Origin of the sequence: Bacteroides sp. AR29, from assembly GCF_900217715.1 — a bacterium.
Taxonomy (GTDB): Bacteria; Bacteroidota; Bacteroidia; order Bacteroidales; family Bacteroidaceae; genus Bacteroides; species Bacteroides uniformis.
This window is the reverse complement of record NZ_OBMS01000036.1, coordinates 1-26,445: the sequence shown is the minus strand read 5'-3', so window position 1 is coordinate 26,445 and position 26,445 is coordinate 1. Positions and strand designations below refer to the sequence as shown.

Genomic DNA, 26,445 nt, shown 5'->3' with positions numbered 1-26,445 from the left:
ATGGTACTGCGTAACAGTGGGAGAGTAGGTAGTCGCCGTTTTCAGAAGAAGCCTCCGTGTCTGATAAGGATACGGAGGCTTTGTTCGTTTTATATCTTTACATATACTTGGATGCCGGCATGGATTGTTCTTGTGTTTTAGGCCATGAGTTTTCTGCTGATTTGTAGTGATATCAGGGTGAAATGAACATAAAAAAATGAATATTTTACTCTAAATACTACATAATGAGGATAATTATTCGTATCTTTGTCGCCCGAATAAACAAAAGAAGCTTTGGGAAAGTTTGATAAATACAAAATAGACCTGAAAGGTATGCAAGCAGATTCATGCAAATATGAGTTTGTGCTAGACAACCTTTTCTTTGCCAATATTGATGGACCGGAAGTGCAGAAGGGTAAAGTCAATGTGGTGTTAGTTGTAAAGAAAACATCTCGTGCTTTCGAATTGAACTTCCAGACAGACGGAATGGTGTGGGTGCCATGTGACCGTTGTTTGGACGATATGGAACAGCTTGTCAGCTCGACAGATAAGCTGCTGGTTAAGTTCGGTCATGAATATGCCGAAGAAGGTGACAATCTCATAGTAATTCCCGAAGAGGAAGGTGAGATTAATGTAGCATGGTTTATGTACGAGTTTGTAGCTTTGGCCATCCCTATGAAGCATGTGCATGCTCCGGGTAAGTGTAACAAGGCAATGACCAGCAAATTGAGTAAGCATATGCGCACTACTCCGGATGATGATATGGCTGAGGACACATTTGCTCCGGAAGAAGAGGTGGAGCTGATGAATGAAGAAGAAACGCAGGTAGACCCGCGTTGGGACGAATTAAAGAAAATATTAGATAACAATTAAAGATTAAAGAAAATGGCACATCCTAAGAGAAGACAGTCAAAAACAAGAACTGCGAAGAGAAGAACTCATGATAAAGCAGTAGCTCCTACACTGGCTATTTGCCCGAATTGTGGTGAGTGGCATGTATATCACACTGTATGTGGTGCATGTGGTTACTATAGAGGTAAGCTTGCAGTTGAAAAGGAAGCTGCCGTATAATTACGGTCAGTTTGACTAAAACTTATACTTGAATATCGGGCGTCTAAAAAGATTTGTAATTTAATAAGCAAACCTTTTTAGACTACCGTTGTTTCAGTAGTTCTATAAGTAAACAAGATTTTAATGGAAAAAATAAATGCAGTAATTACAGGAGTCGGCGGTTATGTACCTGATTACGTCTTGACGAACGACGAAATCTCAAGAATGGTGGATACGAATGACGAATGGATTATGACTCGTATCGGAGTAAAGGAAAGACGTATCCTGAATGAAGAAGGGTTAGGTAGTTCCTATATGGCGCGTAAAGCTGCCAAACAGCTGATGCAACGTACTGGCGCGGATCCGGATGATATAGATCTGGTGATTGTAGCTACTTCCACTCCGGATTATCATTTCCCTTCTACAGCTTCTATTTTATGTGATAAGTTAAGGCTGAAAAATGCATATGCTTTTGACTTGCAGGCAGCCTGCAGCGGATTTCTCTATCTGATGGAGACTGCGGCCAATTTCATCCGTTCTGGAAGATATAAGAAGGTTATCATTGTGGGAGCCGACAAGATGTCGTCAATGGTTGATTATACAGACCGTGCTACTTGTCCTATCTTTGGAGACGGTGCTGCAGCTTTCATGCTCGAGCCGACAACAGAGGATGTAGGTATTATGGATGCTATTCTGAGAACCGACGGCAAAGGTTTGCCTTTCCTGCATATGAAAGCGGGTGGTTCGGTTTGTCCTCCCTCTTATTTTACCGTAGACAACCACATGCATTACATTTATCAGGAAGGACGTACTGTGTTTAAGTATGCCGTATCCAATATGTCGGATGTTAGCGCGGCCATTGCCGAGAAAAACGGTCTGACAAAGGATAGTATTGACTGGGTGATTCCGCACCAGGCCAATCTTCGTATCATCGATGCTGTGGCACATCGTCTGGAAGTTCCTCGTGAGAAAGTACTGATTAATATCGAACGTTACGGCAATACCAGTGCTGCTACGTTGCCTCTTTGTATCTGGGACTTTGAAGATAAGCTGAAGAAAGGCGACAATCTTATTTTCACTGCATTCGGCGCAGGATTTACCTGGGGAGCCGTGTATGTGAAGTGGGGATACGACGGAAAGAAGCAGTAACATACTATTGCTAAATAATAATATGATAAAAACGCATCCTATTTCGATTCGATGCGTTTTTTTGTCTCAATTCAAATACTGAAGTCATGCACAAAGCAGGTTTTGTAAATATCGTGGGAAATCCGAATGTGGGCAAATCCACATTGATGAACGTTTTGGTAGGTGAGCGCATTTCTATCGCCACTTTCAAGGCGCAGACCACCCGTCATCGGATTATGGGCATCTATAATACGGATGACATGCAAATTGTGTTTTCGGACACTCCGGGTGTATTGAAGCCAAACTATAAGTTACAGGAGTCCATGCTTAATTTCTCCACTTCGGCATTGGCGGATGCAGATGTGTTGCTGTATGTGACAGATGTGGTTGAGACTCCCGACAAGCATAATGATTTTGTGGAGAAAGTAGGACACTTGGACGTTCCGGTATTGCTGCTTATCAATAAGATTGATTTAAGCAACCAGGAAAAGCTGGTGGAACTGGTGGAAGCATGGAAGGAATTGCTGCCGAAGGCGGAAATTATTCCTATCTCTGCTACTTCGAAATTTAATGTGGATTATGTCATGAAGCGGGTGAAGGAGCTGTTGCCCGACTCACCTCCTTATTTCGACAAGGACCAGTGGACGGACAAGCCGGCGCGTTTCTTCGTGACCGAAATAATCCGTGAGAAAATTCTGTTGTACTACGATAAGGAAATCCCTTATTCGGTGGAGGTGATGGTAGAACAGTTTAAGGAGGAGGCAAAGAAGATTCATATCAGTGCCGTAATCTATGTGGAGCGTGATTCGCAAAAAGGTATTATCATAGGCAAGCAGGGGAAGGCTTTGAAGAAAGTGGCTACTGAAGCGCGCCGTGATTTGGAGAGGTTTTTCGGGAAAACGATATTCCTGGAGACGTTTGTGAAAGTTGATAAGGATTGGCGGAGTTCGGACAAGGAACTGCGTAATTTTGGTTATCAGCTGGATTAAGAGTTATTCATACGACTGTGACAGTCGCAAAAAACAAAGAGTGTGAACTATGGGAAATTTAGTTGCAATCGTAGGACGTCCCAATGTGGGAAAGTCTACATTATTTAACCGTCTGACCAAGACACGTCAGGCAATTGTGAATGAGGAAGCGGGAACCACCCGTGACCGCCAATATGGAAAGACCGAATGGTTGGGACGTGAGTTCTCCGTGGTAGATACCGGCGGTTGGGTAGTGAACTCTGATGATATTTTCGAAGAAGAGATTCGTAAGCAGGTATTGATGGCGGTGGACGAAGCCGACGTGATACTGTTTGTGGTGGATGTGATGAACGGGGTTACGGACCTCGACGAGCAGGTAGCTGCCATCTTGCGTCGTGCCAAGAAGCCTGTGTTGCTGGTTGCCAATAAGACTGATAATCATGAACTGCAATACAATGCCCCTGAGTTCTATAGCTTGGGTTTGGGTGACCCTTATTGTATTTCTGCTGTAACGGGTAGCGGTACGGGCGATATGATGGACCTTATCGTCAGCAAGTTCAAGAAGGAATCTGATGAAATTCTGGACGAGGATATTCCCCGCTTTGCAGTAGTGGGACGCCCTAATGCCGGAAAGTCTTCCATAGTCAATGCCTTTATTGGAGAAGACCGCAACATCGTGACGGAGATTGCCGGTACCACGCGCGATTCTATCTATACCCGCTACAATAAATTCGGTTTTGATTTCTACCTGGTAGATACGGCGGGTATCCGTAAGAAGAACAAGGTGAATGAGGATTTGGAGTACTACTCCGTAATCCGTTCCATTCGTTCCATTGAGAATGCAGATGTATGTATTTTGATGGTAGACGCTACGCGTGGCATCGAAAGCCAGGATTTGAATATCTTCTCCTTGATACAGAAGAATGCCAAGGGGCTGGTGGTTGTGGTGAATAAGTGGGACTTGGTGAAGGACAAGACTGTGAAGGTGATGAAGACTTTCGAAGATGCTATCCGCAACCGTTTCGCTCCGTTTGTGGATTTTCCTATCATCTTTGCTTCGGCACTGACCAAACAGCGTATTCTGAAGGTATTGGAAGAGGCGCGTGATGTGTACGAAAATCGTATGACGCGTATTCCGACAGCTCGTTTGAACGAGGAAATGCTGCCGCTTATCGAGGCGTATCCACCCCCTTCAATTAAGGGTAAGTATATCAAGATAAAGTATATTACGCAGTTGCCCAATACCCAGGTGCCGTCATTTGTTTATTTTGCAAATCTTCCACAATATGTGAAAGAGCCTTACAGACGATTCCTGGAAAATAAGATGCGTGAGAAATGGAAGTTGACCGGAACTCCGATAAATATCTATATCCGGCAGAAGTAAAATATATCGTGATGATATAGTCGATTCTATTAACTGGTTTTATGAAGAGAAAGCGTCCGGAACATAGCTTCCGGACGCTTTCTTATGTAATAGGTTAGAAAATGAGGTGTGGTTTTATCCTTCAAGGTTCTGTATCTCCACTTCTTTGACTTTCCGGAATAGGTCAGATGCAAATATGAAACTGTTCAACCGCTCGTTGGTGGAAGTGAAGATATCGTCTTTATTGCCTTCCCATTCTTTGTGTCCTTCGTAAATATAGATGATTTTTTCTCCGATACCCATTACAGAGTTCATGTCATGAGTGTTGATGAGAGTAGTCATATTGTATTCTCGGGTTATATCTTGTATCAGTTCGTCGATGACAAGCGAGGTCTTGGGGTCAAGTCCTGAATTCGGCTCGTCACAGAACAAGTATTGCGGGTTTAGGGCAATGGCACGGGCAATGGCTACGCGTTTCTGCATACCGCCGCTGATTTCTCCGGGAAATTTGTCTTTGGCTTCAATCAGGTTTACACGCTCCAAGCAGAACATGGCACGACGAGTCCGATCGCGCAGGGTATCGTTGCTGAACATGTTCAGTGGAAACATCACATTGTCCAGTACCGTCATGGAATCGAACAGCGCGGCACTTTGGAAAATCATTCCCATTTCCCGGCGGAGCGCTTTCTTTTCCTTCTTTCCCATGGCGAGGAAGTTGCGGTGGTCATACAACAGTTCTCCTTTGTCCGGTGTCAGCAGACCCACGATACATTTCATGAGTACGGTTTTTCCCGAACCGCTCTGCCCTATAATCAGGTTGGTCTTTCCATTCTCGAAAGTGGCATTGATATCTTTCAGTACCTCTTTTTCTTCAAATGATTTGCAAAGTCCTTTCAGTTCAATCATCCCATTAAAAGTTGAGTTAATATTAGGTCGGCGAATAAGATAAGTACGCTGCTGCATACTACGGAGTCGGTGGACGCCTTGCCCACTTCGATGGAACCGCCTTCGACGGTGTAACCGAAGAATGCCGATACGCTGGCAATGATAAAGGCAAAGAACAGCGACTTGATGATGCCGCACCAAATAAACCATTCGACAAACATGTACTGCAAGCCGTATTCTAAATCTACCGCCGACATGATGCCGCCGAACCAGCAAGTACAGAAGGCACCTATGATACCGGCGAATATACTGAACGTCACCATCAGTGGAATGGTTGTCACCATAGCGGCAATTTTCGGTAGGATGAGATAGTTGGCAGAATTGACACCCATAATTTCAAGGGCGTCTATCTGCTGGGTGACTCGCATGGTGCCCAGCTCCGAGGCGATGTTTGACCCGACCTTTCCTGCCAGAATCAGACACATGATGGAGGAGGAGAATTCCAGCAGCATGATTTCTCGGGTTACATATCCCACTGTCCATCGAGGCATGAAAGGACTCTCGATGTTCAACTTTATCTGTATGGTGATTACAGCTCCGATGAAGAACGATATCAGCAATACGATGCCGATAGAGTTCACGCCGAGCTGTTCCAACTCGTTGACATATTGGCGGAAAAACATACGCATACGTTCGGGACGGGCAAATACGCGTCCCATCAGTATGATATATCGTCCCACTGTCTTAAGTGCTTTAAACATGACATATAAGTATTTGAATGCAAATGTACACTATTTCGGCTTATTTTTGCTACATTTGCGGCGAAAACCTTTAGAGTATGGAAGAAGAAAAAGGCATAAAGGACAATGTAGAGGAAGTTAAGGAAAATCTGCAGGCCGGACCAAGCTTGACTGCCGGGGCAGAGCCACGGGAGGAAGGTAGCATGGTGCTGCGTACGGAGGATTTGGTGAAAAAGTACGGAAAGCGTACGGTAGTGAGCCATGTGTCCATTGATGTGAAGCAAGGGGAGATTGTCGGTTTGCTGGGGCCGAATGGCGCCGGTAAGACAACTTCGTTTTATATGACCGTAGGGCTGATTACTCCCAATGAGGGACGTATCTTCTTGAATGATTTGGATATAACGAAATATCCGGTATACAAGCGTGCGCAGACGGGTATCGGTTATTTGGCGCAGGAGGCTTCCGTGTTCCGTCAAATGAGTGTGGAAGACAATATTGCATCTGTACTGGAAATGACTGACAAGCCTTTGGAGTATCAGAAAGACAAGCTGGAGAGCCTGATTGCAGAGTTCCGCTTGCAGAAGGTAAGGAAGAACAAGGGTAACCAGTTGTCAGGTGGCGAGCGGCGCCGTACAGAAATTGCCCGTTGTCTGGCCATTGACCCCAAATTTATTATGTTGGACGAGCCTTTTGCTGGTGTAGACCCGATTGCAGTGGAGGATATTCAGCAGATTGTGTGGAAGTTGAAAGATAGGAATATCGGCATTTTGATTACTGACCACAATGTGCAGGAGACGCTGAGCATTACCGATCGTGCTTATCTGCTATTTGAAGGAAAAATTCTGTTCCAGGGTACGCCGGAAGAGTTGGCCGAGAATAAGATTGTACGTGAAAAGTACCTGAGTAATAGCTTCGTACTTCGTCGCAAGGATTTTATGAAGTAATCCCGGATACTGTCGATTGATAGAAATAAAAAAGACCACTCATTCAGTGGCCTTTTTTATTTCTCCTTAAATCTCTATGATTAATATTTTGGAGGTCTTGCTTCTTTCACTACCATTTGGCGGCCGAAGAATTCAGCACCGTCTAGTTCGGCAATAGCTTTAGCTGCAGCAGCGTCATCTTCCATTTCTACAAAAGCGATGCCTCTGAAACGTCCGGTGGTGCGGTCATTGATAAATTTTACAGAAGATACTGTGCCGTAATCTTCCATTGCCTTCTGCAGGTCACTCTCCTTAACGCGGTAGTTAAGGTTTCCAACATAAATGTTCATAATGAAATTGATAAAATAAATATAATGAATAAAACTCTCTTGGAAGGAAGGCTGAATAATAAATGGATTACAACGACAGAGAGTTTACAAAAGCGTTCTTGAAAACGGAAGTAAAAACCATGTAATGGAAATCGAAAAACTAATGCGCCATCATTCCGCGACAAAGAAACGCATAAAATTCGGATAAACAATGTTTTTCCTTAATTATTTTTGTAGATTGTCGTGCCTTCGGGCAACTCCCATTTCTCTTCATAGAAACTGGACGGTTCGGTTTATCATCGTCTTTTCCCTGAGTATCTTTCCCATAAACGTCCTCCGTTGTCAGTCCGATGGTTGGGCTCTTCTACCGCTCTATCCAAGAATTAAACTGAAATAAATCGGCAATGTTCTTTTGATAATTGAAAGAATAACGCTAATTTTGCACGCCCATTTGAGATATGGAACAAAGTATAAATCAAATAAATAATTGTCAGAATGAACGTTTCATTACAAAACATTGACAAAGTAAGCGCACTGCTTACTGTAAAGCTTGAGAAAGCAGATTATCAGGAAAAAGTAGACAAATCATTGAAGAGCTTCCGTCAGAAGGCACAGATTCCCGGTTTCCGTAAGGGAATGGTTCCTATGAGCTTAGTTAAGAAAATGTATGGTAAGTCTGCATTGGCTGAAGAGGTGAACAAGCTGCTTTCAGAAACAGTATATAAGTATATCCAGGACAATAAGGTAAATATATTGGGCGAGCCTTTGCCCAACGAAGACAAGCAGCAGGAAATTGATTTCGATACTATGGAAGAGTTCGAATTCTTGTTTGATATTGCTTTGGCTCCGGAATTTAAAGCTGAAGTCAGTGCAAAAGATAAGGTAGATTACTATACTATTGAAGTTACAGACGAAATGGTGGATAACCAGGTCAAGGCTTACACTCAACGTAACGGCAAGTATGACAAGGTAGACGTTTACGAGGACAATGACATGCTGAAAGGTTTGCTTGCTGAACTGGATGAAGAAGGTAATACCAAAGAGGGTGGTATTCAGGTGGAAGGTGCTGTAATGATGCCTTCGTACATGAAAAATGATGAACAGAAAGCTATCTTTGCCGGTGCAAAAGTGAACGATGTGCTTGTATTCAATCCGAATACTGCTTGGGACGGAAATGCTGCCGAATTGTCTTCTTTATTGAAGATTGACAAGGAAGCTGCTCCCGAAGTAAAATCCAATTTCAGCTTCCAGGTAGAAGAAATCACACGTTTCGTTCCGGGTGACTTGACTCAGGAAATTTTCGACCAGGTATTTGGCGAAGGTAATGTGAAAACGGAAGAGGAATTCCGTGCCAAAGTGAAGGAAGTTATTGCCAACCAGTTCGTGGCAGACAGTGACTATAAGTTCTTGATTGACGCACGTAAGATGCTGACAGAGAAAGTAGGCAAGCTGGAATTCCCGGATGCATTACTGAAGCGCATTATGCGTCTGAACAATCCTGACAAGGAAGAAAGCTTTGTAGAGGACAACTATGACAAGAGCATCGAAGAGCTGACTTGGCACCTGATTAAAGAACAGCTGGTGAAAGCCAATGATATCAAGGTTGAGCAGGAAGACATCACAAACATGGCTAAGGAAGCTACCCGCGCACAGTTTGCACAATATGGTATGATGAGTGTGCCTGAAGAAATCCTGGAAAACTACTCAAAGGAAATGCTTAAGAAGAAAGAGAGCATAGAAGGCTTGGTTAATCGTGTGGTTGAATCTAAATTGGCTACAGCATTGAAGTCTCAGGTGGAACTGGAGCATAAGAACGTTTCTGCTGAAGAGTTCAATAAGATGTTTGCATAAGAGTAATGTGAGCCTACGGCTAAAATTTATAAAGAAACACAGAGTTTGACAAACTATAACTCTGTGTTTTTTTGTGTCTCTGTGTTCTTTTTTGTTTCTTTGTATCCTTATAAATTAAAAAATAGAAAGAAATGGATGATTTTAGAAAATACGCTACCAAGCATCTTGGTATGAACAGTTTGGTGCTGGACGATGTGATTAAATCACAAGCCGGCTATTTGAATCCCTATATCCTCGAGGAACGCCAGCTCAATGTAACGCAGTTGGACGTGTTTTCCCGTCTGATGATGGACCGCATCATTTTCCTCGGTACGCAGGTTGATGACTATACAGCCAATACTTTGCAGGCTCAGTTGCTTTATCTGGATTCGGTGGATCCGGGCAAGGATATTTCCATCTATATCAATTCGCCGGGCGGTTCGGTATATGCCGGTCTGGGTATTTATGATACCATGCAGTTCATCAGTAGTGATGTGGCTACCATCTGTACTGGAATGGCGGCAAGCATGGCAGCCGTATTGCTGGTTGCCGGTGCCGAAGGCAAACGCTCCGCATTGACCCACTCCCGCGTGATGATACACCAGCCGATGGGAGGTGCCCAGGGGCAGGCCTCGGATATTGAAATCACGGCACGTGAAATCCAGAAGTTGAAGAAAGAACTTTATACCATTATCGCCGACCACTCCCACACTCCCTTTGACAAGGTATGGGCAGATTCTGACCGTGACTACTGGATGACAGCCCAGGAAGCCAAAGAATATGGTATGGTAGATGAGGTTTTGATTAAAAAATAAATATGGCAGATTCAAGAAAGAATAAAAATAGATGCAGTTTTTGCGGTCGCACCGAAGATGAAGTCGGATTTCTCATAACGGGGATGAATGGCTATATCTGCGACAGTTGCGCCACCCAGGCTTATGAGATTACTCAGGAGGCTTTGGGGGCTGGCAAGAAGGCAAGTGCCACGAAGCTGAATCTGAAAGAACTTCCTAAACCCGTAGAAATAAAGAAGTTCCTCGATCAATATGTCATTGGTCAGGACGATGCCAAGCGTTTCTTGTCTGTGTCGGTGTACAACCATTACAAACGTCTGCTCCAGAAGGACGGCGGTGATGATGTGGAGATTGAAAAATCGAACATCATCATGGTAGGCAGTACCGGTACGGGAAAGACGTTATTGGCGCGTACTATCGCAAAGTTGCTGCATGTTCCTTTTACTATTGTAGATGCAACAGTTCTGACAGAGGCAGGTTATGTGGGTGAGGACATTGAAAGCATTTTGACACGTCTGCTCCAGGTGGCGGATTATAACGTGCCCGAGGCAGAGCAAGGTATCGTGTTTATTGATGAGATAGACAAAATAGCGCGCAAGGGTGATAATCCTTCCATAACCCGTGATGTGAGTGGTGAAGGCGTGCAGCAGGGATTGCTGAAACTGCTGGAAGGTTCTGTGGTGAATGTGCCTCCCCAGGGTGGGCGCAAGCATCCCGACCAGAAAATGATTCCGGTCAATACCAAGAATATTCTGTTCATTTGCGGTGGGGCTTTCGATGGCATTGAAAAGAAAATTGCCCAGCGGCTGAATACGCACGTTGTCGGGTATAGCGCTGTACGCAATACGGCAACCATTGATAAGAGCAACATGATGCAGTACATTGCTCCGCAGGATTTGAAGTCGTTCGGACTGATTCCCGAGATTATCGGCCGCCTTCCGGTGCTGACTTATCTGAATCCGTTGGACCGTGCGGCATTGCGCTCCATTCTTACGGAACCGAAGAATTCCATCATCAAGCAATACATCAAACTGTTTGAGATGGACAATGTGAAGCTGACGTTTGAAGATGCTGTATTTGAATATATCGTGGATAAAGCGGTAGAATATAAGTTGGGAGCCCGCGGCTTGCGTTCCATTGTGGAGACAATTATGATGGATGCCATGTTCGAAATTCCGTCAGAACAGAAGGACAATTTTGTTGTGACGTTGGACTACGCCAAGCGCCAGCTTGAAAAGGCAAATATAGCACGACTGCAAAGTGCTTAAGAATCAGATGGTAATACGGGGTAAAACCGACTATTTTACTTTTTATTGAAAAATATTCGATGGATTATGCTTGAAATTTAAGAAGTTGTTTATAACTTTGTTAGGGTTCTTTGTGAAAACAAGGCGGAGTACCACTATTAAAAGTTAACTCAATAAACAACAACCTAATGAATCATGGCAGGGAAGAAGATTAATTTGATAGACCAGCTGAAGAAATACTTCGGGTTCGATACATTTAAAGGAAATCAGGAAGCAATCATAGAGAATCTGTTGGCGGGTAATGATACATTCGTGTTGATGCCTACCGGTGGTGGAAAATCTTTGTGCTACCAACTGCCGTCCTTGTTGATGGAGGGCACGGGTATCGTGATTTCTCCTCTGATTGCCTTGATGAAGAATCAGGTCGATGCGATGCGTAACTTCAGCGAAGAGGATGGGATAGCCCACTTCATCAATTCTTCCCTAAACAAGAGCGCGATAGACCAGGTCCGGTCCGACATACTCAGTGGTAAGACAAAGCTGTTGTATGTAGCTCCGGAATCACTGACGAAGGAAGAGAATGTGGAGTTTCTGAAAACGGTGAAGATTTCGTTCTATGCCGTGGACGAAGCCCATTGTATTTCTGAATGGGGTCATGACTTCCGTCCTGAGTATCGCCGCATCCGTCCCATTATCAATGAAATAGGAAAAGCCCCTCTGATAGCGTTGACTGCGACGGCTACACCGAAAGTGCAGCATGACATCCAGAAGAATCTGGGTATGGTGGATGCGCAGGTGTTCAAGTCATCGTTCAACCGCCCGAATCTCTATTATGAGGTACGCCCCAAGACTGCAAATGTAGACCGGGACATCATCAAGTTCATTAAGAACAATCCCGAAAAGTCAGGCATTATCTATTGCCTGAGCCGGAAGAAAGTGGAGGAACTTGCTGAAATCCTGCAGGCAAACGGAATCAATGCCCGTGCCTATCATGCCGGAATGGATTCGGCTACACGAACACAGAACCAGGATGATTTCCTGATGGAAAAAATTGATGTGATTGTAGCTACCATTGCTTTTGGTATGGGGATTGACAAACCGGATGTGCGCTATGTCATCCATTACGATATACCCAAAAGTCTGGAAGGATATTACCAGGAGACCGGACGTGCCGGAAGAGATGGAGGAGAAGGGCAGTGTATTACTTTCTATACCAATAAAGACTTGCAGAAGCTCGAGAAGTTTATGCAAGGCAAACCTGTAGCAGAGCAGGAAATTGGCAAGCAGCTTCTGCTGGAGACTGCTGCGTATGCCGAATCTTCCGTATGCCGCCGAAAAGCATTGCTTCATTACTTCGGCGAAGAATATATAGAAGAAAATTGTGGTAATTGTGACAATTGTTTAAATCCGAAAAAACAAGTGGAAGCTCAAGAATTATTGTGTACCGTGATTGAAGCTATTCTCGCGGTGAAAGAAAATTTTAAAGCGGACTATATTATAGACATAATACAAGGTAAGGAAACTTCAGAAGTGCAGGCGCATCTGCATGAAGATCTCGAAGTGTTCGGCTCTGGTATGGGCGAAGAAGACAAAACGTGGAATGCTGTGATCCGTCAGGCACTTATTGCCGGTTACCTGAGTAAGGATGTCGAAAACTATGGCTTGCTGAAAGTGACAGATGACGGTAAGAAGTTCCTTAAACATCCCAAATCATTCAAAATAGTGGAAGACAATGACTTTGAGGATGTGGAAGAGGAAGCACCTGCACGTGGAGGCGGTGCGTGTGCGGTAGACCCGGCATTGTACTCCATGTTGAAGGACTTACGAAAGAAGTTGTCCAAGAAGTTGGAAGTGCCTCCTTATGTCATTTTCCAAGACCCGTCTTTGGAAGCGATGGCGACCATATATCCGGTGACTTTGGACGAGTTGCAGAACATACCGGGTGTAGGAGCCGGAAAGGCAAAACGCTACGGCGAGGAATTCTGTAAACTCATTAAGCGGCACTGTGAGGAGAATGAGATTGAACGTCCCGAGGACTTGCGTGTGCGTACTGTGGCCAATAAGTCAAAAATGAAGGTGGCCATCATTCAGGCCATTGACCGTAAGGTGGCATTGGATGACATTGCCATGTCAAAGGGCATTGAGTTTGAAGAGCTGCTGGATGAGATAGAAGCTATCGTCTACTCCGGAACGAAATTGAATATCGACTATTTCTTGGAGGATATTATGGATGAAGACCACTTGCTGGATATCTATGATTATTTCAAGGAATCTACCACTGATAAGATTGACGATGCTCTGGATGAGTTGGGTGATGACTTTACGGAAGAAGAGGTACGTTTGGTACGCATCAAGTTTATTTCAGAGATGGCAAACTGATTGGTTTTAGTTGATAAAAAAGAAAAAAATGTTGCGTGCAAGTATACGGAATGGAATAAAAACCGTATATTTGCACGCAATAAATTTTAAACGCATAGCCCTATGTCATTTATTGCTGATAAGATTGTAATGGATGGATTAACTTATGACGACGTACTGTTAATCCCCGCTTATTCTGAAGTCTTGCCCAAAACAGTCGAACTCTCGACTAAGTTTTCACGAAACATTGAGTTAAAAATCCCGTTTGTAACTGCTGCCATGGATACGGTTACCGAAGCGAAGATGGCTATTGCCATTGCCCGCGAAGGTGGTATCGGAGTTATTCATAAGAATATGTCCATTGAGGAGCAGGCACGTCAGGTAGCTATTGTGAAGCGTGCCGAAAACGGTATGATTTATGACCCGGTGACTATCAAGAGAGGTTCTACGGTAGCTGATGCGCTGGCTTTGATGGCTGAATACAAGATTGGTGGTATTCCGGTGGTAGATGATGAAAGATATTTGGTAGGCATTGTTACCAATCGTGACCTTCGTTTTGAGAAAGATATGAATAAGCGTATCGATGAGGTAATGACTAAGGAGAACATCATTACTACCAATCCTACGACGGATATGGAGGCTGTTTCTCAAATTCTGCAAGAACATAGAATCGAGAAGTTGCCGGTAGTAGATAAAGACAACAAATTGGTAGGTCTGATTACCTATAAGGATATTACCAAGGCAAAGGATAAACCTATGGCGTGCAAGGATAGCAAAGGTCGTCTGCGCGTTGCTGCCGGAGTGGGAGTGACGAATGACACTTTGGAGCGCATGCGGGCTTTGGTGGATGCAGGGGCGGATGCCATTGTCATTGATACGGCTCACGGACATTCCAAGGGGGTTATTGAAAAATTGAAAGAAGCCAAGGCTAACTTCCCTCATATTGATATTGTTGTTGGTAATATTGCTACCGGTGAAGCTGCGAAGGCATTGGTCGAGGCTGGTGCTGATGGAGTAAAGGTGGGCATCGGTCCGGGTTCCATCTGCACTACCCGTGTAGTTGCCGGTGTGGGTGTTCCTCAGTTGTCTGCGGTTTATGATGTGGCAAAGGCACTGAAGGGCACGGGTATTCCTTTGATTGCCGATGGCGGTTTGCGTTACTCGGGCGATGTGGTGAAGGCGTTGGCTGCCGGTGGTTACAGCGTGATGATCGGTTCGCTGGTTGCCGGAACGGAAGAGTCTCCGGGCGATACGATTATTTTCAACGGTCGTAAGTTCAAGTCCTATCGGGGTATGGGCTCGCTGGAAGCTATGGAAAATGGCTCTAAGGACCGCTACTTCCAAAGCGGTACCAGTGACGTGAAGAAATTGGTTCCAGAGGGCATTGCTGCCCGCGTTCCTTATAAAGGTACTTTGTATGAAGTTATTTATCAGTTGGTTGGCGGTCTGCGTGCCGGTATGGGCTATTGCGGTGCAGCCAATATAGAGAAACTGCACGATGCTAAGTTTACCCGCATTACTAATGCAGGTGTACTCGAAAGCCATCCGCATGATGTATCTATAACCAGTGAGGCACCGAACTATAGCCGTCCAGAGTAAGATAATAACAAAATAATAGTGAATGCCCGGAGAGAGATTGCCGCTTTCCGGGCATTTTGTTTATATTTGCAGCCGTATAAAAAGAACGGATGGTGCTTATGGTTAGATTGTTTTGGGTGTTTTTCTTCCTCGGGTTCGGATTGGCTGTTTCGGCCCAGGACGATCCGGTACTGATGCGTATCAATGGAAAGGAGGTCCTCCGTTCTGAATTCGAACGTAGCTATAATAAGGGCGGTACCTCTGTCGGTGCAGGCCGGAAGGCATTGGATGCATATGTGAATAAGTTTATAGACTTCAGGCTGAAAATAGAGGCTGCCGAAGTTGCGGGATTGGATACTTCCCGTGTCTTCCAGAAGGAGCAGGATGAGTATCGCCGCTGTCTGATTAAATCATACTTGACAGATGAGGAGACGGCAGAGCAGGAGGCACGGCAGTATTATGACAAGATGAAATCCGGCCGGCGTGCGGGCCGGGTATATGTGAAGCATATTTTTAAATATCTCCCCCAGAATATTTCCGGTCATACCTTACGTGAGATGGAGTCCAGGATGGATTCTATCTACAGGGCTCTTGCAAAGGAAGGGGGAGCTGTGCCGTCTTTCGATGCTTGCGTCGAGCAATTTTCCGATGAGAAGAAAGCGTTTTGGGTGGGTTGGCTGCAGATGCCGGTGGAGTTTGAGGATATTGTATTCGGGTTGAATGCCGGAGAGATTTCCCGTCCGTTCCTCACTCCTCAAGGCATTCATATCGTGAAAGTACTCGAACAGCAGGAAATCCTTCCTTTTGAGAGGATGAAGGACAAGATAATCCGTTGTCAAACCCGTCGTCATGGAATGGATAAAGGAACGCGGGCTTTTGTGGATAAACTGAAGAAAGAATATCACTATATGCCGGATAAAGCCGGTATCGACGAACTGCTGGCCAAAGGAAGCACTTCTCGTGTATTGTTTACACTGGATGGCAAGGCATACGGTGGAAAAGAGTTTGCCGGATTTGCCGCTGTTTATCCGGCAGGGACGCGCAGACAGTTGGAGGCTTTTACAGTAAAAACGATTCTGGACTATGAAAACTCCCGTCTGGAATTGAAGTATCCCGAATTCTGTGCGTTGGTGCAGGGGCATCGTGACAGCATGTTGCTTGCCGAAATCACTGACCGTGAAGTGGGAAAGAGGAGTGTGGTGGATGAAGCAGGATTGAAAGCATATTTTGAGGCGCACCGTTCGGACTTCCATTGGGACGAACCGCGTTATAAGGGTATTGTGCTGCATTGTACTACCAAGCGGGTGGCGAAGCAAGTACGGAAATTTCTGAAACAGATTCCGGAAGAGGAGTGGATGGATGCCATCCGTCTCACTTTCAATGCCGGCGATACTCCCAAGGTGCGGGCAGAGCAAGGATTATTTGCTCCCGGTGATAATGCATATGTGGATGAATTGGTGTTCAAAGGGAAGAATGCAACCCCGGTTTTGTCATTTCCCTTTACTGCTGTACAAGGTCGTAAGCAGAAGGGACCAGATAGTTGGCAAGAGGTGCGAGAGCCGCTCGTAACCGCTTATCGGAACTATTTGGAAACGCATTGGGTGGCAAAGTTGCGTGCTGCCGGTAAGGTTGAAATTGACCAAGAGGTTTTAAAAACCGTTAATAATCACTGATGCAACCGATTAAAACACTATCTTCGTACCTCAAAACGAAGTAAATATCAGTTGGTGATGCGAACAACCTGCTTTGGGCTTTTAATTTTCCTTCTCTGTGCGGCGTGCAGCGAGCAGCACGACCATAAAGGGCGGACACCGTTAGTGGAGTTGGACGGCAATTTCCTTTACCGGGAAGATTTGCAATCGGTACTTCCTGCCGGTTTGTCCAAAGACGACAGTCTGTTGTTTGCAGAACATTATATCCGTAATTGGGTGGAAGATATTTTGCTGTACGATAAAGCGCAGAGCAATATTCCCAATAACGGTGAGATTGATAAACTTGTGGAGAATTATCGCAAAGCATTGATAATGCATACCTATCAGCAGGCTTTAATACATCAGCGGCTATCAGAGGAGATTTCAGAACAAGACTTGACGGAGTATTACGAGAAGAACCAGGCGCTCTTCAAGGTGGAACGTCCGTTGATGAAAGGCTTGTTCATCAAAGTTCCTTTGACAGCCCCGCAGCTGGGTAATGTTCGTCGCTGGTACAAGACGGAAACCCGTGAGGCGGTGGAACATCTGGAAAAGTACAGTCTGCAGAATGCTGTGAAGTATGAGTATTTTTATGATAAATGGGTGCCGGTATCGGAAGTGCTGGATATGCTGCCCTTGAAGGTTCCTGATGTGGACGAGTATCTGGACAAGAATCGCCATGTAGAGCTGAAGGATACGGCTTTCCATTATTTCCTGAATGTGAGCGATTATCGCCCGATGGGAGAGCAGGAACCCTATGAGTTTGCCCGTGGGCAAGTGAAGGATATGCTGCTGAACGTGAAGCAGGTGGAATTCATGAAGCAAGTGAAGGATGATTTGTACCAACGGGCGGTGAAAAGAGACAAGATTAAATATTATTTAGAATAAGACACCAAGAATGAAACAGTGTATGAACTTTAAGTTTGTAATTTTATTTGCCTTGACGCTATTAGTCGGTTCTACCGTTTATGGACAAGACAACGTGATTGACGAGGTAGTGTGGGTAGTAGGTGACGAGGCTATACTGAAGTCCGAAGTGGAAGAGGCACGTATGAGTGCATTGTATGAAGGACGCAAATTTGACCGTGACCCTTATTGCGTGATACCGGAGGAGATAGCCGTGCAGAAGCTGTATCTTCACCAGGCTGCCCTCGATAGTATCGAAGTATCCGAGAGTGAGGTTATCCAGCGTGTGGACTATATGACGAACATGTACATCGCCAACATCGGTTCGCGCGAGAAAATGGAGGAATACTTCAACAAGACTTCCAGCCAGATTCGTGAAACGCTGCGCGAGAATGCCCGTGAAGGATTGAAGGTTCAGAAGATGCAGCAGAAACTGGTGGGTGAGATTAAGATAACTCCGGCTGAGGTGCGCCGTTACTTCAAGGATTTGCCGCAGGACAGCATTCCTTATATCCCTACCCAGGTGGAGGTGCAGATTATCACTCAGCAGCCCAAGGTTCCTTTGGAGGAAATAGAAGATGTAAAGAGGCGTCTGCGTGAGTATACCGACCGTGTCAATAAGGGCGAAAGCTTTTCCATGTTGGCTCGTCTGTACTCCGAGGACCGTGGCTCGGCCATGCGTGGCGGTGAAATAGAGTTTTCGGGACGCGGTATGCTGGACCCCGCTTATGCCAATGTAGCTTTCAACTTGCAAGACCCCAGCAAGGTTTCCAAGATTGTAGAGTCTGAATATGGTTTCCATATCATTCAGTTGATAGAGAAGCGCGGTGACCGTATTAAAACACGCCACATTCTGTTGAAACCGCATATTCCGGAAGAAGCTCTGGCTGCCGGTTGTGCCCGTTTGGATTCTATTGCCGATGATATCCGCAATAACAAGTTCTCTTTTGAAGAGGCTGCCTCAGTGCTTTCGCAGGATAAGGATACGCGTAACAATCATGGTTTGTTGCCGAATCCCAATACGAACACTTCCCGTTTTGAGATGCAGGAACTTCCCCCTGAAATAGCCAAGGTGGTGGATAAGATGAAAGTGGGCGAAATCTCCGAAGCCTTCACCATGATTCCGCAAAAGACCGGAAAAGAAGAGTGTGTGATTGTGAAACTGAAGAGCCGTACGACGGGACACAAGGCTACCATTGCCGATGACTATCAGAACTTGAAAGAGATTGTGTTGGAGAAACGCCGCGACGAAGTGCTGGACAAGTGGATTCGTGAGAAGCAGAAGCACACATATGTCCGTATCAAGGATAATTGGAAGAATAACTGTACGTTCAAGTATCCGGGCTGGATTAAAGAATAATCCGGAAGAATTTACATAGATTTGTATGCAAAAGAAGAATACAAAAAATCATTTCCTGAACAAGCATAGATACCTCCTGGTAGGTATTCTATGCTTGTTTGGCATCTGTCTGCTGAGTGCCCAGAACAAGAAGAAAAGTCCTTCTGCACCGGAGAAGAAGAAAGTGGACTCGATTGAACAGAAAAGGACGGAGACACCGGAAAAGAAGAAGACGCGTGTGGATTTGTTGTATGCCGATGAGGCACAGGCAGACAAACATCTGCGTCCTGATGTGCAGGTACTTATCGGTTCTGTGAGGATGAAGCATGACAGTATGTACATGTTCTGTGACAGTGCGTTGATATTCGAAAAGATAAATTCGGTCGAGGCATTTGGTAACGTACGTATGGAGCAGGGGGATACCTTGTTCATCTATGGGGATTATCTGTATTATGACGGAATGTCACAGTTGGCTATGTTGCGTGAGAATGTGCGTATGATAAACCGTAATACCGTGTTGACTACCGACAGCTTGAATTACGACCGTCTGTACGATTTGGGTTATTACTTCGAAGGCGGTACGCTGACCGACGAGGATAATGTGCTGACTTCCGAGTGGGGAGAATATAGCCCTGCCACCAAGTTGGCTGTCTTCAACCACGACGTGAAGCTGGTCAACCCGAAGTTTGTCTTGACTTCGGATACCTTGAAGTATAGTACAGCTACCAAGATTGCTACCATTCTAGGTCCCTCCGACATTGTGAGTGATCAAAATCATATTTATTCCGAACGTGGCGTGTACAATACGACTACTGAGCAGGCAGAACTGCTCGACCGTTCCGTACTGACCAACGACGGCAAGAAATTGACCGGTGACAGCCTTTTCTACGACCGCATCTTGGGATACGGTGAGGCTTTTGACAATGTACAGATGAATGATACGGTCAACCGGAACATGTTGACTGGCGACTACTGTTTCTACAACGAACTGACCGGAAGCGCCGTTGCCACCAAACGTGCCGTAGCTATCGACTATTCGCAGGGCGACAGTCTGTTTATGCACGGTGATACTTTGCGGCTGATTACCTACCATATGAATACCGATTCCATGTACCGGGAGATGCGTGCCTATCATAAGGTGCGTGCTTATCGCACGGATGTGCAGGCCGTATGCGATTCGTTGGTGTATAATTCCAAGGACTCTTGCATGACGATGTACACCGACCCTATCTTGTGGCACGGGGAACAACAGTTGTTGGGCGAGGAAATTAAAATTTACATGAACGATAGTACCATCGACTGGGCACATATCATCAATCAGGCCCTGACGGTAGAGAAAAAGGACAGTATTCACTATAACCAAGTTTCCGGTAAGGAGATGAAAGCTTTCTTTATAGATGGAGACATGCGTCTGGTGGAGGTGAACGGCAATGTACTGGTGGTGTATTATCCGGTAGAGGAGAAGGACAGTTCGCTGATTATGATGAACTATTCGGAAGGCGGACTTTTGAAAATGTACTTGAAGGAGAGAAGGATGGAGCGCGGAGTCTTTGTTGGAAAGACTACCGGTACAGCCTATCCTCTGGACCAGATTCCACCAGATAAGAGCAAGCTGCCTTCTTTTGTCTGGTTCGACTACATCCGTCCGCTCAACAAGGAGGACATCTTCGAGTGGAGGGCTAAAAAAGCAGGTGAAGTATTGAAGAAAAGTGACCGGAAACCTGTAACTTCGCCAAGGAATATGCATATTAAACGAAATAATAAGTAGCGTCATGGGAATGTTTGCAATGCGGAAGCCTCGTGGCTTCAATCATAGCTATATCTATGTGGATGAGCGGAAAGAGAAGTTGGCGAAGATGGAAGAAAACGCCAAGCGTGACCTGGGTATGCTGCCGGAAAAGGAATTCTCGCCCGAGGATATACGGGGCAAATTCATAGAAGGAACAACTCACCTGAAGCGGCGTAAGGAGAGCGGACGTAAGCCGATGCATTTGGGCATAATCCTTGTTGTCATGGCTGTGTTGATTTATCTGTGGTATGCCATCAGTAACGGAATCATTTAATAATGATTAATCATTAATCCCTAATCATTAAACATTATCATGAGCGATATCATTCATTTGCTGCCCGATTCGGTTGCCAATCAGATTGCTGCCGGAGAGGTGATTCAGCGTCCGGCATCTGTTGTGAAAGAATTGGTGGAAAATGCAATTGATGCCGAAGCAGGGGAAATACATGTGCTGATTACCGATGCGGGCAAGACCTGCATTCAGGTGATTGATGACGGGAAGGGTATGTCCGAAACGGATGCGCGCCTTTCTTTTGAACGTCATGCGACTTCAAAGATACGCGAGGCTGCCGATTTGTTTGCCCTACGCACCATGGGCTTCCGTGGAGAGGCGTTGGCTTCTATAGCAGCGGTAGCTGAAGTGGAGTTGAAAACACGTCCGGTCAGCGAGGAGCTGGGGACGCGGCTGCTGATTGCCGGCTCTAAAGTCGAGAGCCAGGAAGCCGTTTCCTGCCCTAAGGGAAGCAATTTTTCCATCAAGAACCTATTCTTCAATATTCCTGCCCGGCGCAAATTCCTGAAAGCGAACTCTACGGAGTTGAGCAACATCCTTACGGAATTCGAGCGTATAGCGTTGGTGCATCCTGAGGTAGCCTTCTATCTGTATAGTAATGATACGGAATTGTTCAATCTTCCGGTAATGCCTTTGCGGCAACGCATCATGGCAGTCTTCGGAAAGAAGCTGAATCAGCAGTTGCTGTCCGTCGACGTCAATACGACCATGATAAAGATTTCCGGTTTTGTAGCCAAGCCGGAAACGTCGCGCAAGAAAGGAGCGCACCAATACTTTTTTGTGAACGGGCGCTATATGCGTCACCCCTATTTCCACAAAGCGGTGATGGATGCTTATGAACAGCTGATTCCTGCCGGTGAACAAATCTCCTACTTTATTTATTTCGAGGTAGACCCTGCCAATATCGATGTGAACATCCATCCGACGAAGACGGAGATTAAGTTCGAGAATGAGCAGGCTATCTGGCAGATTCTATCGGCTGCGGTCAAGGAATCCTTGGGCAAGTTTAGCGCTATACCTACTATTGATTTTGATACCGAGGACATGCCGGATATTCCTGCATTCGAGCAGGCTCGTCCGATAGAGCCTCCGAAGGTACACTATAACACGGATTTCAATCCCTTCAAGACGTCTTCCGCTTCTTCCTATGGAGGCGGTGGCAATTATTCGCGCCCCAAAGTGGAGTGGGAGGGGCTTTATTCCGGTTTGGAAAAAGCCAGCAGGATGAACGAGCCGATGGAGGAAGAGCCTTTTGTAGAGGATACGGTTACCGGTACGGCTCCAAGAGAGGAGGAGAAGGTTCCTTATTTCCAGGAAACGGTTCCTTCCGGGGCAAGCGCCTCTTTCTATGGCAATGAGGCAACGGTAGAGAAAGGAGCGCAACACTTCCAGTTCAAGGGGCGTTTTATTCTGACTTCCGTTAAATCGGGTCTGATGCTGATAGACCAGCACCGGGCACATGTCCGGGTATTGTTCGACCGCTATATGAGCCAGATTCGACAGAAACAAGGCGTATCGCAGGGGGTATTGTTTCCGGAGATTATCCAGTTGCCGGCTTCGGAAGCTGCCGTACTGGAAAGTATATTGGAAGATTTGTCGGCAGTAGGCTTCGATTTGAGCCCGCTGGGTGGCGGCAGCTATGCCATCAACGGCATACCTTCGGGCATAGAGGGGTTGAACCCGGTAGAATTGGTCCGGAATATGGTACATACTGCTATGGAAAAAGGAAATGACGTTAAGGAAGAGGTGCAGACAATTCTTGCATCGACCTTGGCGCGTGCTGCGGCCATCGTCTACGGACAAGTGCTGAGCAACGAGGAAATGTCCAATCTCGTGGACAATCTGTTTGCATGTCCATCCCCGAATAATACTCCAGACGGAAAGACGGTGCTGGCGACCATTAAAGAAGACGACATAGAAAAGCTTTTCTCCAAATAAGGGAGAGTGCTTTCTTTTGCATCAAGGCAAAAAAAGTACAAATATTCAGAACCTTTTAGTTCTGTTGGCGTTAATTAGACAGTTTGAATGATAAAGAGTTTAATTAACCACTTAACTATTTTAAGGTATATGAAAAAGATTCTAATGTTACTGGCTTTGGCCGGTGTGTCTTCTGTTGCCATGGCGCAGCAAAAGACTGAAGTTGTGGAAGAATTTGGTGTTATCCAGGTTCAGGATAAATATCAGGTAATCACTAACCCGTTCTGGAGTAATTGGTTTTTCTCTATAGGCGGTGGTGCCGAAGCAACTTTTGGAGATAATGATAAGGCAGGAAGTTTTGGCAAGCGTATCAGTCCGACGCTGAATTTTGCCATCGGCAAATGGTTCACCCCGGGACTGGGAGTACGTCTGCAATATAGCGGCCTTCAGGCAAGAGGATATACGTATGATGCAGGTGCTGACTACGTGAAAGGCACTCAGATGGATGACGGCTACTACAAACAGCGTTTCGACTATATGAATCTGCACGGAGATGTGATGTTCAATCTGAATGCGCTGTTTGGAGGATACAACCAGCACCGTGTGTATGAAATCATTCCTTATGTAGGTGCTGGCTTCACTCACAACTACACAAAGCCTCACCGCGAAGCTCTGTCTGTAAACGCGGGTATCATCAATCGCTTCCGTATTTCGAATGCGATAGATATTAACCTGGAGCTGAGCGCAATGGGTGTTGAAGATAAGTTCGATGGCGAAGTTGGCGGCGATCATGGATATGATGGCGTGCTGAGTGCAACGGTAGGGTTGACATACCGTTTCCCCGCCCGTGGATTCCGTCGCCCGATGCCTCAGTTGATTTCTCAGGTAGAGCTGGCTGCCATGCAGGCACAGCTTGCAGAGATGGGAGCTGCCAACCAGCAGCTGCAGAATGCATTGGTGGCTGCACAGAACCAGCCGGTGGCCGAAGTTACGGAAACCGAAGTGATTGTTCCCGATCCGGATATAGCACCGCGTACCGTATTCTTCAATATCGGTTCTGCCGAAGTCTCTCCACGTGAAGCAATGAACTTGTCTTATCTGGCAGACCAGATGAAACAGTTCCCGAACGCCACTTACACTGTAAACGGATATGCAGACTCTGCAACCGGTACGCCGGCATTCAACAAAGAGTTGAGTTTGAAGCGTGCACAAGCCGTGGTCGATGTATTGGTAAAACAATACGGAATTCCTGCTGACCGCCTGAAGGTGGATGCCGGTGGTGGTGTCGATAAGTTCGGACAGCCGATTCTGAACCGTGTGGTATTGGTGAAATCTGCCAATTAGAAAGCTACGAGCTACAAGCTACAAGGAGTTACGAGTTATAGAAATGAGAAGAGGTTGTGTCAAAATGCTGACACAGCCTTTTTTTATGCGCAAAGCCCAGACTTTCTCAAGCCCGGGCTTTGTTATTACCCAAAGTTTTCGTATCTTTAGGCATAAAGTTTTTCGTTATGGCAAAGTTACATTTTCGTCCTTACATTCCCAACCAAACCGTTCTTTTTCCACAAAGAATTGATGAAAACATAGCTGCGAACGACCCGGTCCGCATCGTGAATGCTGTTATTGACAACCTCAATCTTGAGAGTTTCAAGAAGCTTTATAAGGAAACGGGCCGTTGTCCTTATCATCCTAAAATGATGCTTAAGGTGATAATCTACGCCTACATGAATAATATCTATTTTTGGAATAATCTCATAATCCGCTAAGAATAAAAAGTTTATGCGGAAAGTTCAAGAACGAGGTAATGAGTTGGCAACTGTTCTGATTTCTACATACTTGCGTGATTTGCATTGATGTACAACTCATCTTGGAACAAAGGTACAACTTTTTTATGAACGAGCAAAAGGGCGGTGCTTTTTTCATTGTTGCAGTGTAATATTTGATTTGGTCTATCATCAATCTGCGATATATGAGTTTTTCGATTCCGTCATTCGCACCTTTCCTTTGCTCGTCTGCGAAGGTAGTACAATAGCCCTTGAAAGTTGAAAGGTCGGGCGGCAAGCCGTTTCGGTCGGAATCTTCCTCCTACGGAGAGTATTCAGCCCGAAAACCTTTCCCCTTTCAATGTCTGTACTTAGAAATACAGACGGCAACGGAAATGAACGACTGACGAAAATGTAGATAAAGATAAACAGACAGCATACAAACGGGTTCTTACATTGATAACCCATTTGTATGCTGTTCTTGTTTCTATCCATAGGGGCACTATTATTTTGCATCATAGATATATAGGGCAAGCGGTAAATTTCACTCCCTCCAAAAATATAGAGTGCTTATCCGCTGTTATTCATTAGGTGCTTGCCGTTGTACTCCCGTTTCAATGCCTGCTCAATCTCACTTCGCTTGTACAGAACTTTTCCACCGAGAACATAGTAAGGCAATGTGCCATTGCTTCGGTATTCGCTCAATGTCCTTCGGCTGATTTTAAGCATATACGCCACCTCCTTGTCGCATAGATACTCATCATCGTTTGGTAAGGTTGTTCCGTCTTTTGGCATACTATCGAGAATTTCCGATAGTTGGTCGATACTCTCGTGAATTGACTGCATCCACGCATCATCTTTGGTTCGCATTTCTTGATACATAGTTCAAATGGTTTTATTGTTATACATTGGTTAGATTTCTCGTCCTCTCCACTTGGCTTCTTTTCGTCTGTCCTCTACCTTAGTGATGATGCTATCCACATCTTCGGGTAGATAATATGTACGATTGCCAATTTTGGTATAGGCAAGTGTTCCGTTATCACGCAAGGTCTGTAATGTACGCTTGCTTATCTTCAATCGCTGACAAACATCTTGATGGTCAAGCCAATTGTTTGTCTTTTTCTTCCCGCTCTTTACGACGGGTGAGTTTGATACTCGCAGAATGAACTGCTCAATCTTCGTGGCAAATTCCTCGAATGCCTTTCTCTCAAAAATGATTAAATCCATACGCTCCTATTTTTATTTGTTTTTAATATTTTCAACCTTTTGTTCCGCTTGGAAAATCCAGTGTAAGCTGCCCCCTAAAACCAAGCGATTCTGCCCCCTTGTGCTAAAATAATCCTACCCCCTTGATTCCAATATAAAAATACCCCTGCTTGGCAATGCCCGGCAGGGGATTTTTCGTAGATTTGATTCCCGTCTTGACCGGTGGGATAAAATCATTTCTACTATGACAACAAAGATAGCAAACATCCTCCAATGTTACGCATTGGGGATGGGGATAAAGCAGATAAGCAGGAGCTTTGAGCTTTCCCGCAACACGGTGCGCAGATATGTGCGCCTGTTTCAAGAGTGT

General features: G+C 45.4%; 24 protein-coding genes and 1 pseudogene. 20 read left to right on the top strand and 5 right to left on the bottom strand.

What is annotated here, in order from left to right; all coding sequences use genetic code 11:
- The first annotated feature begins 273 nt into the window (after positions 1-273).
- The 5 genes from CSD97_RS17845 (at position 274) to der (ending at position 4,509) form a co-directional block, all read left to right on the top strand.
- Positions 274-852, top strand: coding sequence for a DUF177 domain-containing protein (locus CSD97_RS17845; protein WP_005829530.1), 579 nt, complete (start codon positions 274-276; stop codon positions 850-852).
- Positions 853-864: 12 nt separating this feature from the next.
- Positions 865-1,050 (top strand): 50S ribosomal protein L32, encoded by a 186-nt coding sequence (gene rpmF, locus CSD97_RS17840; protein WP_004288267.1) that lies wholly within the window; start codon positions 865-867, stop codon positions 1,048-1,050.
- Positions 1,051-1,173: 123 nt separating this feature from the next.
- Entirely contained in the window at positions 1,174-2,178 is a 1,005-nt protein-coding gene (locus tag CSD97_RS17835; protein WP_005829534.1) for a beta-ketoacyl-ACP synthase III, read from the top strand.
- An 86-nt stretch (positions 2,179-2,264) separates the two neighbouring features.
- Complete coding sequence (era, locus tag CSD97_RS17830; RefSeq protein WP_016274452.1) at positions 2,265-3,146, top strand: GTPase Era; 882 nt, start codon at positions 2,265-2,267, stop codon at positions 3,144-3,146.
- A 49-nt stretch (positions 3,147-3,195) separates the two neighbouring features.
- Positions 3,196-4,509: a ribosome biogenesis GTPase Der gene (gene der / locus CSD97_RS17825; protein ID WP_005829538.1), complete on the top strand. Its 1,314-nt coding sequence runs from the start codon at positions 3,196-3,198 to the stop codon at positions 4,507-4,509.
- 114 nt (positions 4,510-4,623) lie between these two features.
- Here the strand turns inward: der and CSD97_RS17820 are convergent, their stop codons facing one another.
- Positions 4,624-5,394, bottom strand: a complete 771-nt coding sequence (locus CSD97_RS17820; RefSeq protein ID WP_005829539.1) for an ABC transporter ATP-binding protein — start codon at positions 5,392-5,394, stop codon at positions 4,624-4,626.
- Entirely contained in the window at positions 5,391-6,134 is a 744-nt protein-coding gene (locus CSD97_RS17815) for an ABC transporter permease (RefSeq protein WP_005829541.1), read from the bottom strand. Before CSD97_RS17815 ends, CSD97_RS17820 begins: the two co-directional genes overlap by 4 nt.
- A 182-nt stretch (positions 6,135-6,316) precedes the next feature.
- Here CSD97_RS17815 and lptB point away from each other — a divergent pair, with 182 nt between their 5' ends.
- Complete coding sequence (lptB, locus tag CSD97_RS17810; RefSeq protein ID WP_034523256.1) at positions 6,317-7,057, top strand: LPS export ABC transporter ATP-binding protein; 741 nt, start codon at positions 6,317-6,319, stop codon at positions 7,055-7,057.
- Between the two features lie 80 nt (positions 7,058-7,137).
- On the opposite strand, the gene CSD97_RS17805 is transcribed toward lptB, so the two are convergent.
- Entirely contained in the window at positions 7,138-7,386 is a 249-nt protein-coding gene (locus CSD97_RS17805) for an RNA-binding protein (protein ID WP_005829545.1), read from the bottom strand.
- 474 nt (positions 7,387-7,860) lie between these two features.
- Here CSD97_RS17805 and tig point away from each other — a divergent pair, with 474 nt between their 5' ends.
- From tig to CSD97_RS17740, 13 genes and pseudogenes are all read left to right on the top strand, one after another.
- Entirely contained in the window at positions 7,861-9,216 is a 1,356-nt protein-coding gene (gene tig / locus CSD97_RS17800) for a trigger factor (protein ID WP_005829551.1), read from the top strand.
- Positions 9,217-9,347: 131 nt separating this feature from the next.
- Complete coding sequence (clpP, locus tag CSD97_RS17795; protein ID WP_005829555.1) at positions 9,348-10,010, top strand: ATP-dependent Clp endopeptidase proteolytic subunit ClpP; 663 nt, start codon at positions 9,348-9,350, stop codon at positions 10,008-10,010.
- Between the two features lie 2 nt (positions 10,011-10,012).
- Entirely contained in the window at positions 10,013-11,257 is a 1,245-nt protein-coding gene (clpX, locus tag CSD97_RS17790; protein ID WP_005829557.1) for an ATP-dependent Clp protease ATP-binding subunit ClpX, read from the top strand.
- A 174-nt stretch (positions 11,258-11,431) separates the two neighbouring features.
- Positions 11,432-13,615 (top strand): DNA helicase RecQ, encoded by a 2,184-nt coding sequence (recQ, locus tag CSD97_RS17785; protein WP_005829559.1) that lies wholly within the window; start codon positions 11,432-11,434, stop codon positions 13,613-13,615.
- A 102-nt stretch (positions 13,616-13,717) separates the two neighbouring features.
- Positions 13,718-15,193, top strand: coding sequence for an IMP dehydrogenase (gene guaB / locus CSD97_RS17780; protein WP_005829561.1), 1,476 nt, complete (start codon positions 13,718-13,720; stop codon positions 15,191-15,193).
- 89 nt (positions 15,194-15,282) lie between these two features.
- Entirely contained in the window at positions 15,283-16,845 is a 1,563-nt protein-coding gene (locus CSD97_RS17775; RefSeq protein ID WP_098032837.1) for a peptidyl-prolyl cis-trans isomerase, read from the top strand.
- Positions 16,846-16,902: 57 nt separating this feature from the next.
- Complete coding sequence (locus CSD97_RS17770) at positions 16,903-17,751, top strand: peptidylprolyl isomerase (protein ID WP_022401784.1); 849 nt, start codon at positions 16,903-16,905, stop codon at positions 17,749-17,751.
- Between the two features lie 10 nt (positions 17,752-17,761).
- Complete coding sequence (locus CSD97_RS17765) at positions 17,762-19,129, top strand: peptidylprolyl isomerase (RefSeq protein ID WP_005829568.1); 1,368 nt, start codon at positions 17,762-17,764, stop codon at positions 19,127-19,129.
- A 25-nt stretch (positions 19,130-19,154) separates the two neighbouring features.
- Complete coding sequence (locus tag CSD97_RS17760; protein WP_098032836.1) at positions 19,155-20,876, top strand: OstA-like protein; 1,722 nt, start codon at positions 19,155-19,157, stop codon at positions 20,874-20,876.
- Positions 20,877-20,880: 4 nt separating this feature from the next.
- Complete coding sequence (locus CSD97_RS17755; RefSeq protein ID WP_016274449.1) at positions 20,881-21,171, top strand: hypothetical protein; 291 nt, start codon at positions 20,881-20,883, stop codon at positions 21,169-21,171.
- A 39-nt stretch (positions 21,172-21,210) separates the two neighbouring features.
- On the top strand, positions 21,211-23,127 hold the full coding sequence (gene mutL, locus CSD97_RS17750) for a DNA mismatch repair endonuclease MutL (protein ID WP_061411451.1): 1,917 nt from the start codon (positions 21,211-21,213) through the stop codon (positions 23,125-23,127).
- Between the two features lie 129 nt (positions 23,128-23,256).
- The gene (locus CSD97_RS17745; protein WP_009037822.1) at positions 23,257-24,450 is read left to right on the top strand and encodes an OmpA family protein; all 1,194 of its coding nucleotides are present in this window, start codon (positions 23,257-23,259) and stop codon (positions 24,448-24,450) included.
- 167 nt (positions 24,451-24,617) lie between these two features.
- A pseudogene (locus CSD97_RS17740) lies at positions 24,618-24,845 on the top strand (transposase); the annotation flags it as partial.
- 594 nt (positions 24,846-25,439) lie between these two features.
- Here the strand turns inward: CSD97_RS17740 and CSD97_RS17730 are convergent.
- Both CSD97_RS17730 and CSD97_RS17725 read right to left on the bottom strand, forming a co-directional pair.
- Entirely contained in the window at positions 25,440-25,751 is a 312-nt protein-coding gene (locus CSD97_RS17730) for a helix-turn-helix domain-containing protein (protein ID WP_098032834.1), read from the bottom strand.
- Positions 25,752-25,781: 30 nt separating this feature from the next.
- A complete protein-coding gene (locus CSD97_RS17725) occupies positions 25,782-26,096 on the bottom strand; it encodes a helix-turn-helix domain-containing protein (RefSeq protein WP_098032833.1) in 315 nt (104 codons plus the stop codon).
- A 223-nt stretch (positions 26,097-26,319) separates the two neighbouring features.
- Between CSD97_RS17725 and CSD97_RS19220 the strand changes: the two genes are divergently transcribed.
- A partial coding sequence (locus CSD97_RS19220; protein ID WP_143272442.1) for a helix-turn-helix domain-containing protein occupies positions 26,320-26,445 on the top strand: 126 nt, incomplete at its 3' end.

Coding starts and splice junctions, on each gene's coding strand:
- CSD97_RS17760 (WP_098032836.1), top strand. CDS start 19,155: ATGCAAAAGAAGAATACAAAAAATCATTTCCTGAACAAGCATAGATAC.
- CSD97_RS17765 (WP_005829568.1), top strand. CDS start 17,762: ATGAAACAGTGTATGAACTTTAAGTTTGTAATTTTATTTGCCTTGACG.
- CSD97_RS17730 (WP_098032834.1), bottom strand. CDS start 25,751: ATGTATCAAGAAATGCGAACCAAAGATGATGCGTGGATGCAGTCAATT.
- clpX (WP_005829557.1), top strand. CDS start 10,013: ATGGCAGATTCAAGAAAGAATAAAAATAGATGCAGTTTTTGCGGTCGC.
- CSD97_RS17835 (WP_005829534.1), top strand. CDS start 1,174: ATGGAAAAAATAAATGCAGTAATTACAGGAGTCGGCGGTTATGTACCT.
- recQ (WP_005829559.1), top strand. CDS start 11,432: ATGGCAGGGAAGAAGATTAATTTGATAGACCAGCTGAAGAAATACTTC.
- rpmF (WP_004288267.1), top strand. CDS start 865: ATGGCACATCCTAAGAGAAGACAGTCAAAAACAAGAACTGCGAAGAGA.
- CSD97_RS17775 (WP_098032837.1), top strand. CDS start 15,283: ATGGTGCTTATGGTTAGATTGTTTTGGGTGTTTTTCTTCCTCGGGTTC.
- lptB (WP_034523256.1), top strand. CDS start 6,317: ATGGTGCTGCGTACGGAGGATTTGGTGAAAAAGTACGGAAAGCGTACG.
- der (WP_005829538.1), top strand. CDS start 3,196: ATGGGAAATTTAGTTGCAATCGTAGGACGTCCCAATGTGGGAAAGTCT.
- CSD97_RS17820 (WP_005829539.1), bottom strand. CDS start 5,394: ATGATTGAACTGAAAGGACTTTGCAAATCATTTGAAGAAAAAGAGGTA.
- CSD97_RS17755 (WP_016274449.1), top strand. CDS start 20,881: ATGGGAATGTTTGCAATGCGGAAGCCTCGTGGCTTCAATCATAGCTAT.
- mutL (WP_061411451.1), top strand. CDS start 21,211: ATGAGCGATATCATTCATTTGCTGCCCGATTCGGTTGCCAATCAGATT.
- clpP (WP_005829555.1), top strand. CDS start 9,348: ATGGATGATTTTAGAAAATACGCTACCAAGCATCTTGGTATGAACAGT.
- CSD97_RS17815 (WP_005829541.1), bottom strand. CDS start 6,134: ATGTTTAAAGCACTTAAGACAGTGGGACGATATATCATACTGATGGGA.
- CSD97_RS17770 (WP_022401784.1), top strand. CDS start 16,903: ATGCGAACAACCTGCTTTGGGCTTTTAATTTTCCTTCTCTGTGCGGCG.
- CSD97_RS17805 (WP_005829545.1), bottom strand. CDS start 7,386: ATGAACATTTATGTTGGAAACCTTAACTACCGCGTTAAGGAGAGTGAC.
- CSD97_RS17725 (WP_098032833.1), bottom strand. CDS start 26,096: ATGGATTTAATCATTTTTGAGAGAAAGGCATTCGAGGAATTTGCCACG.
- CSD97_RS17745 (WP_009037822.1), top strand. CDS start 23,257: ATGAAAAAGATTCTAATGTTACTGGCTTTGGCCGGTGTGTCTTCTGTT.
- guaB (WP_005829561.1), top strand. CDS start 13,718: ATGTCATTTATTGCTGATAAGATTGTAATGGATGGATTAACTTATGAC.
- tig (WP_005829551.1), top strand. CDS start 7,861: ATGAACGTTTCATTACAAAACATTGACAAAGTAAGCGCACTGCTTACT.
- era (WP_016274452.1), top strand. CDS start 2,265: ATGCACAAAGCAGGTTTTGTAAATATCGTGGGAAATCCGAATGTGGGC.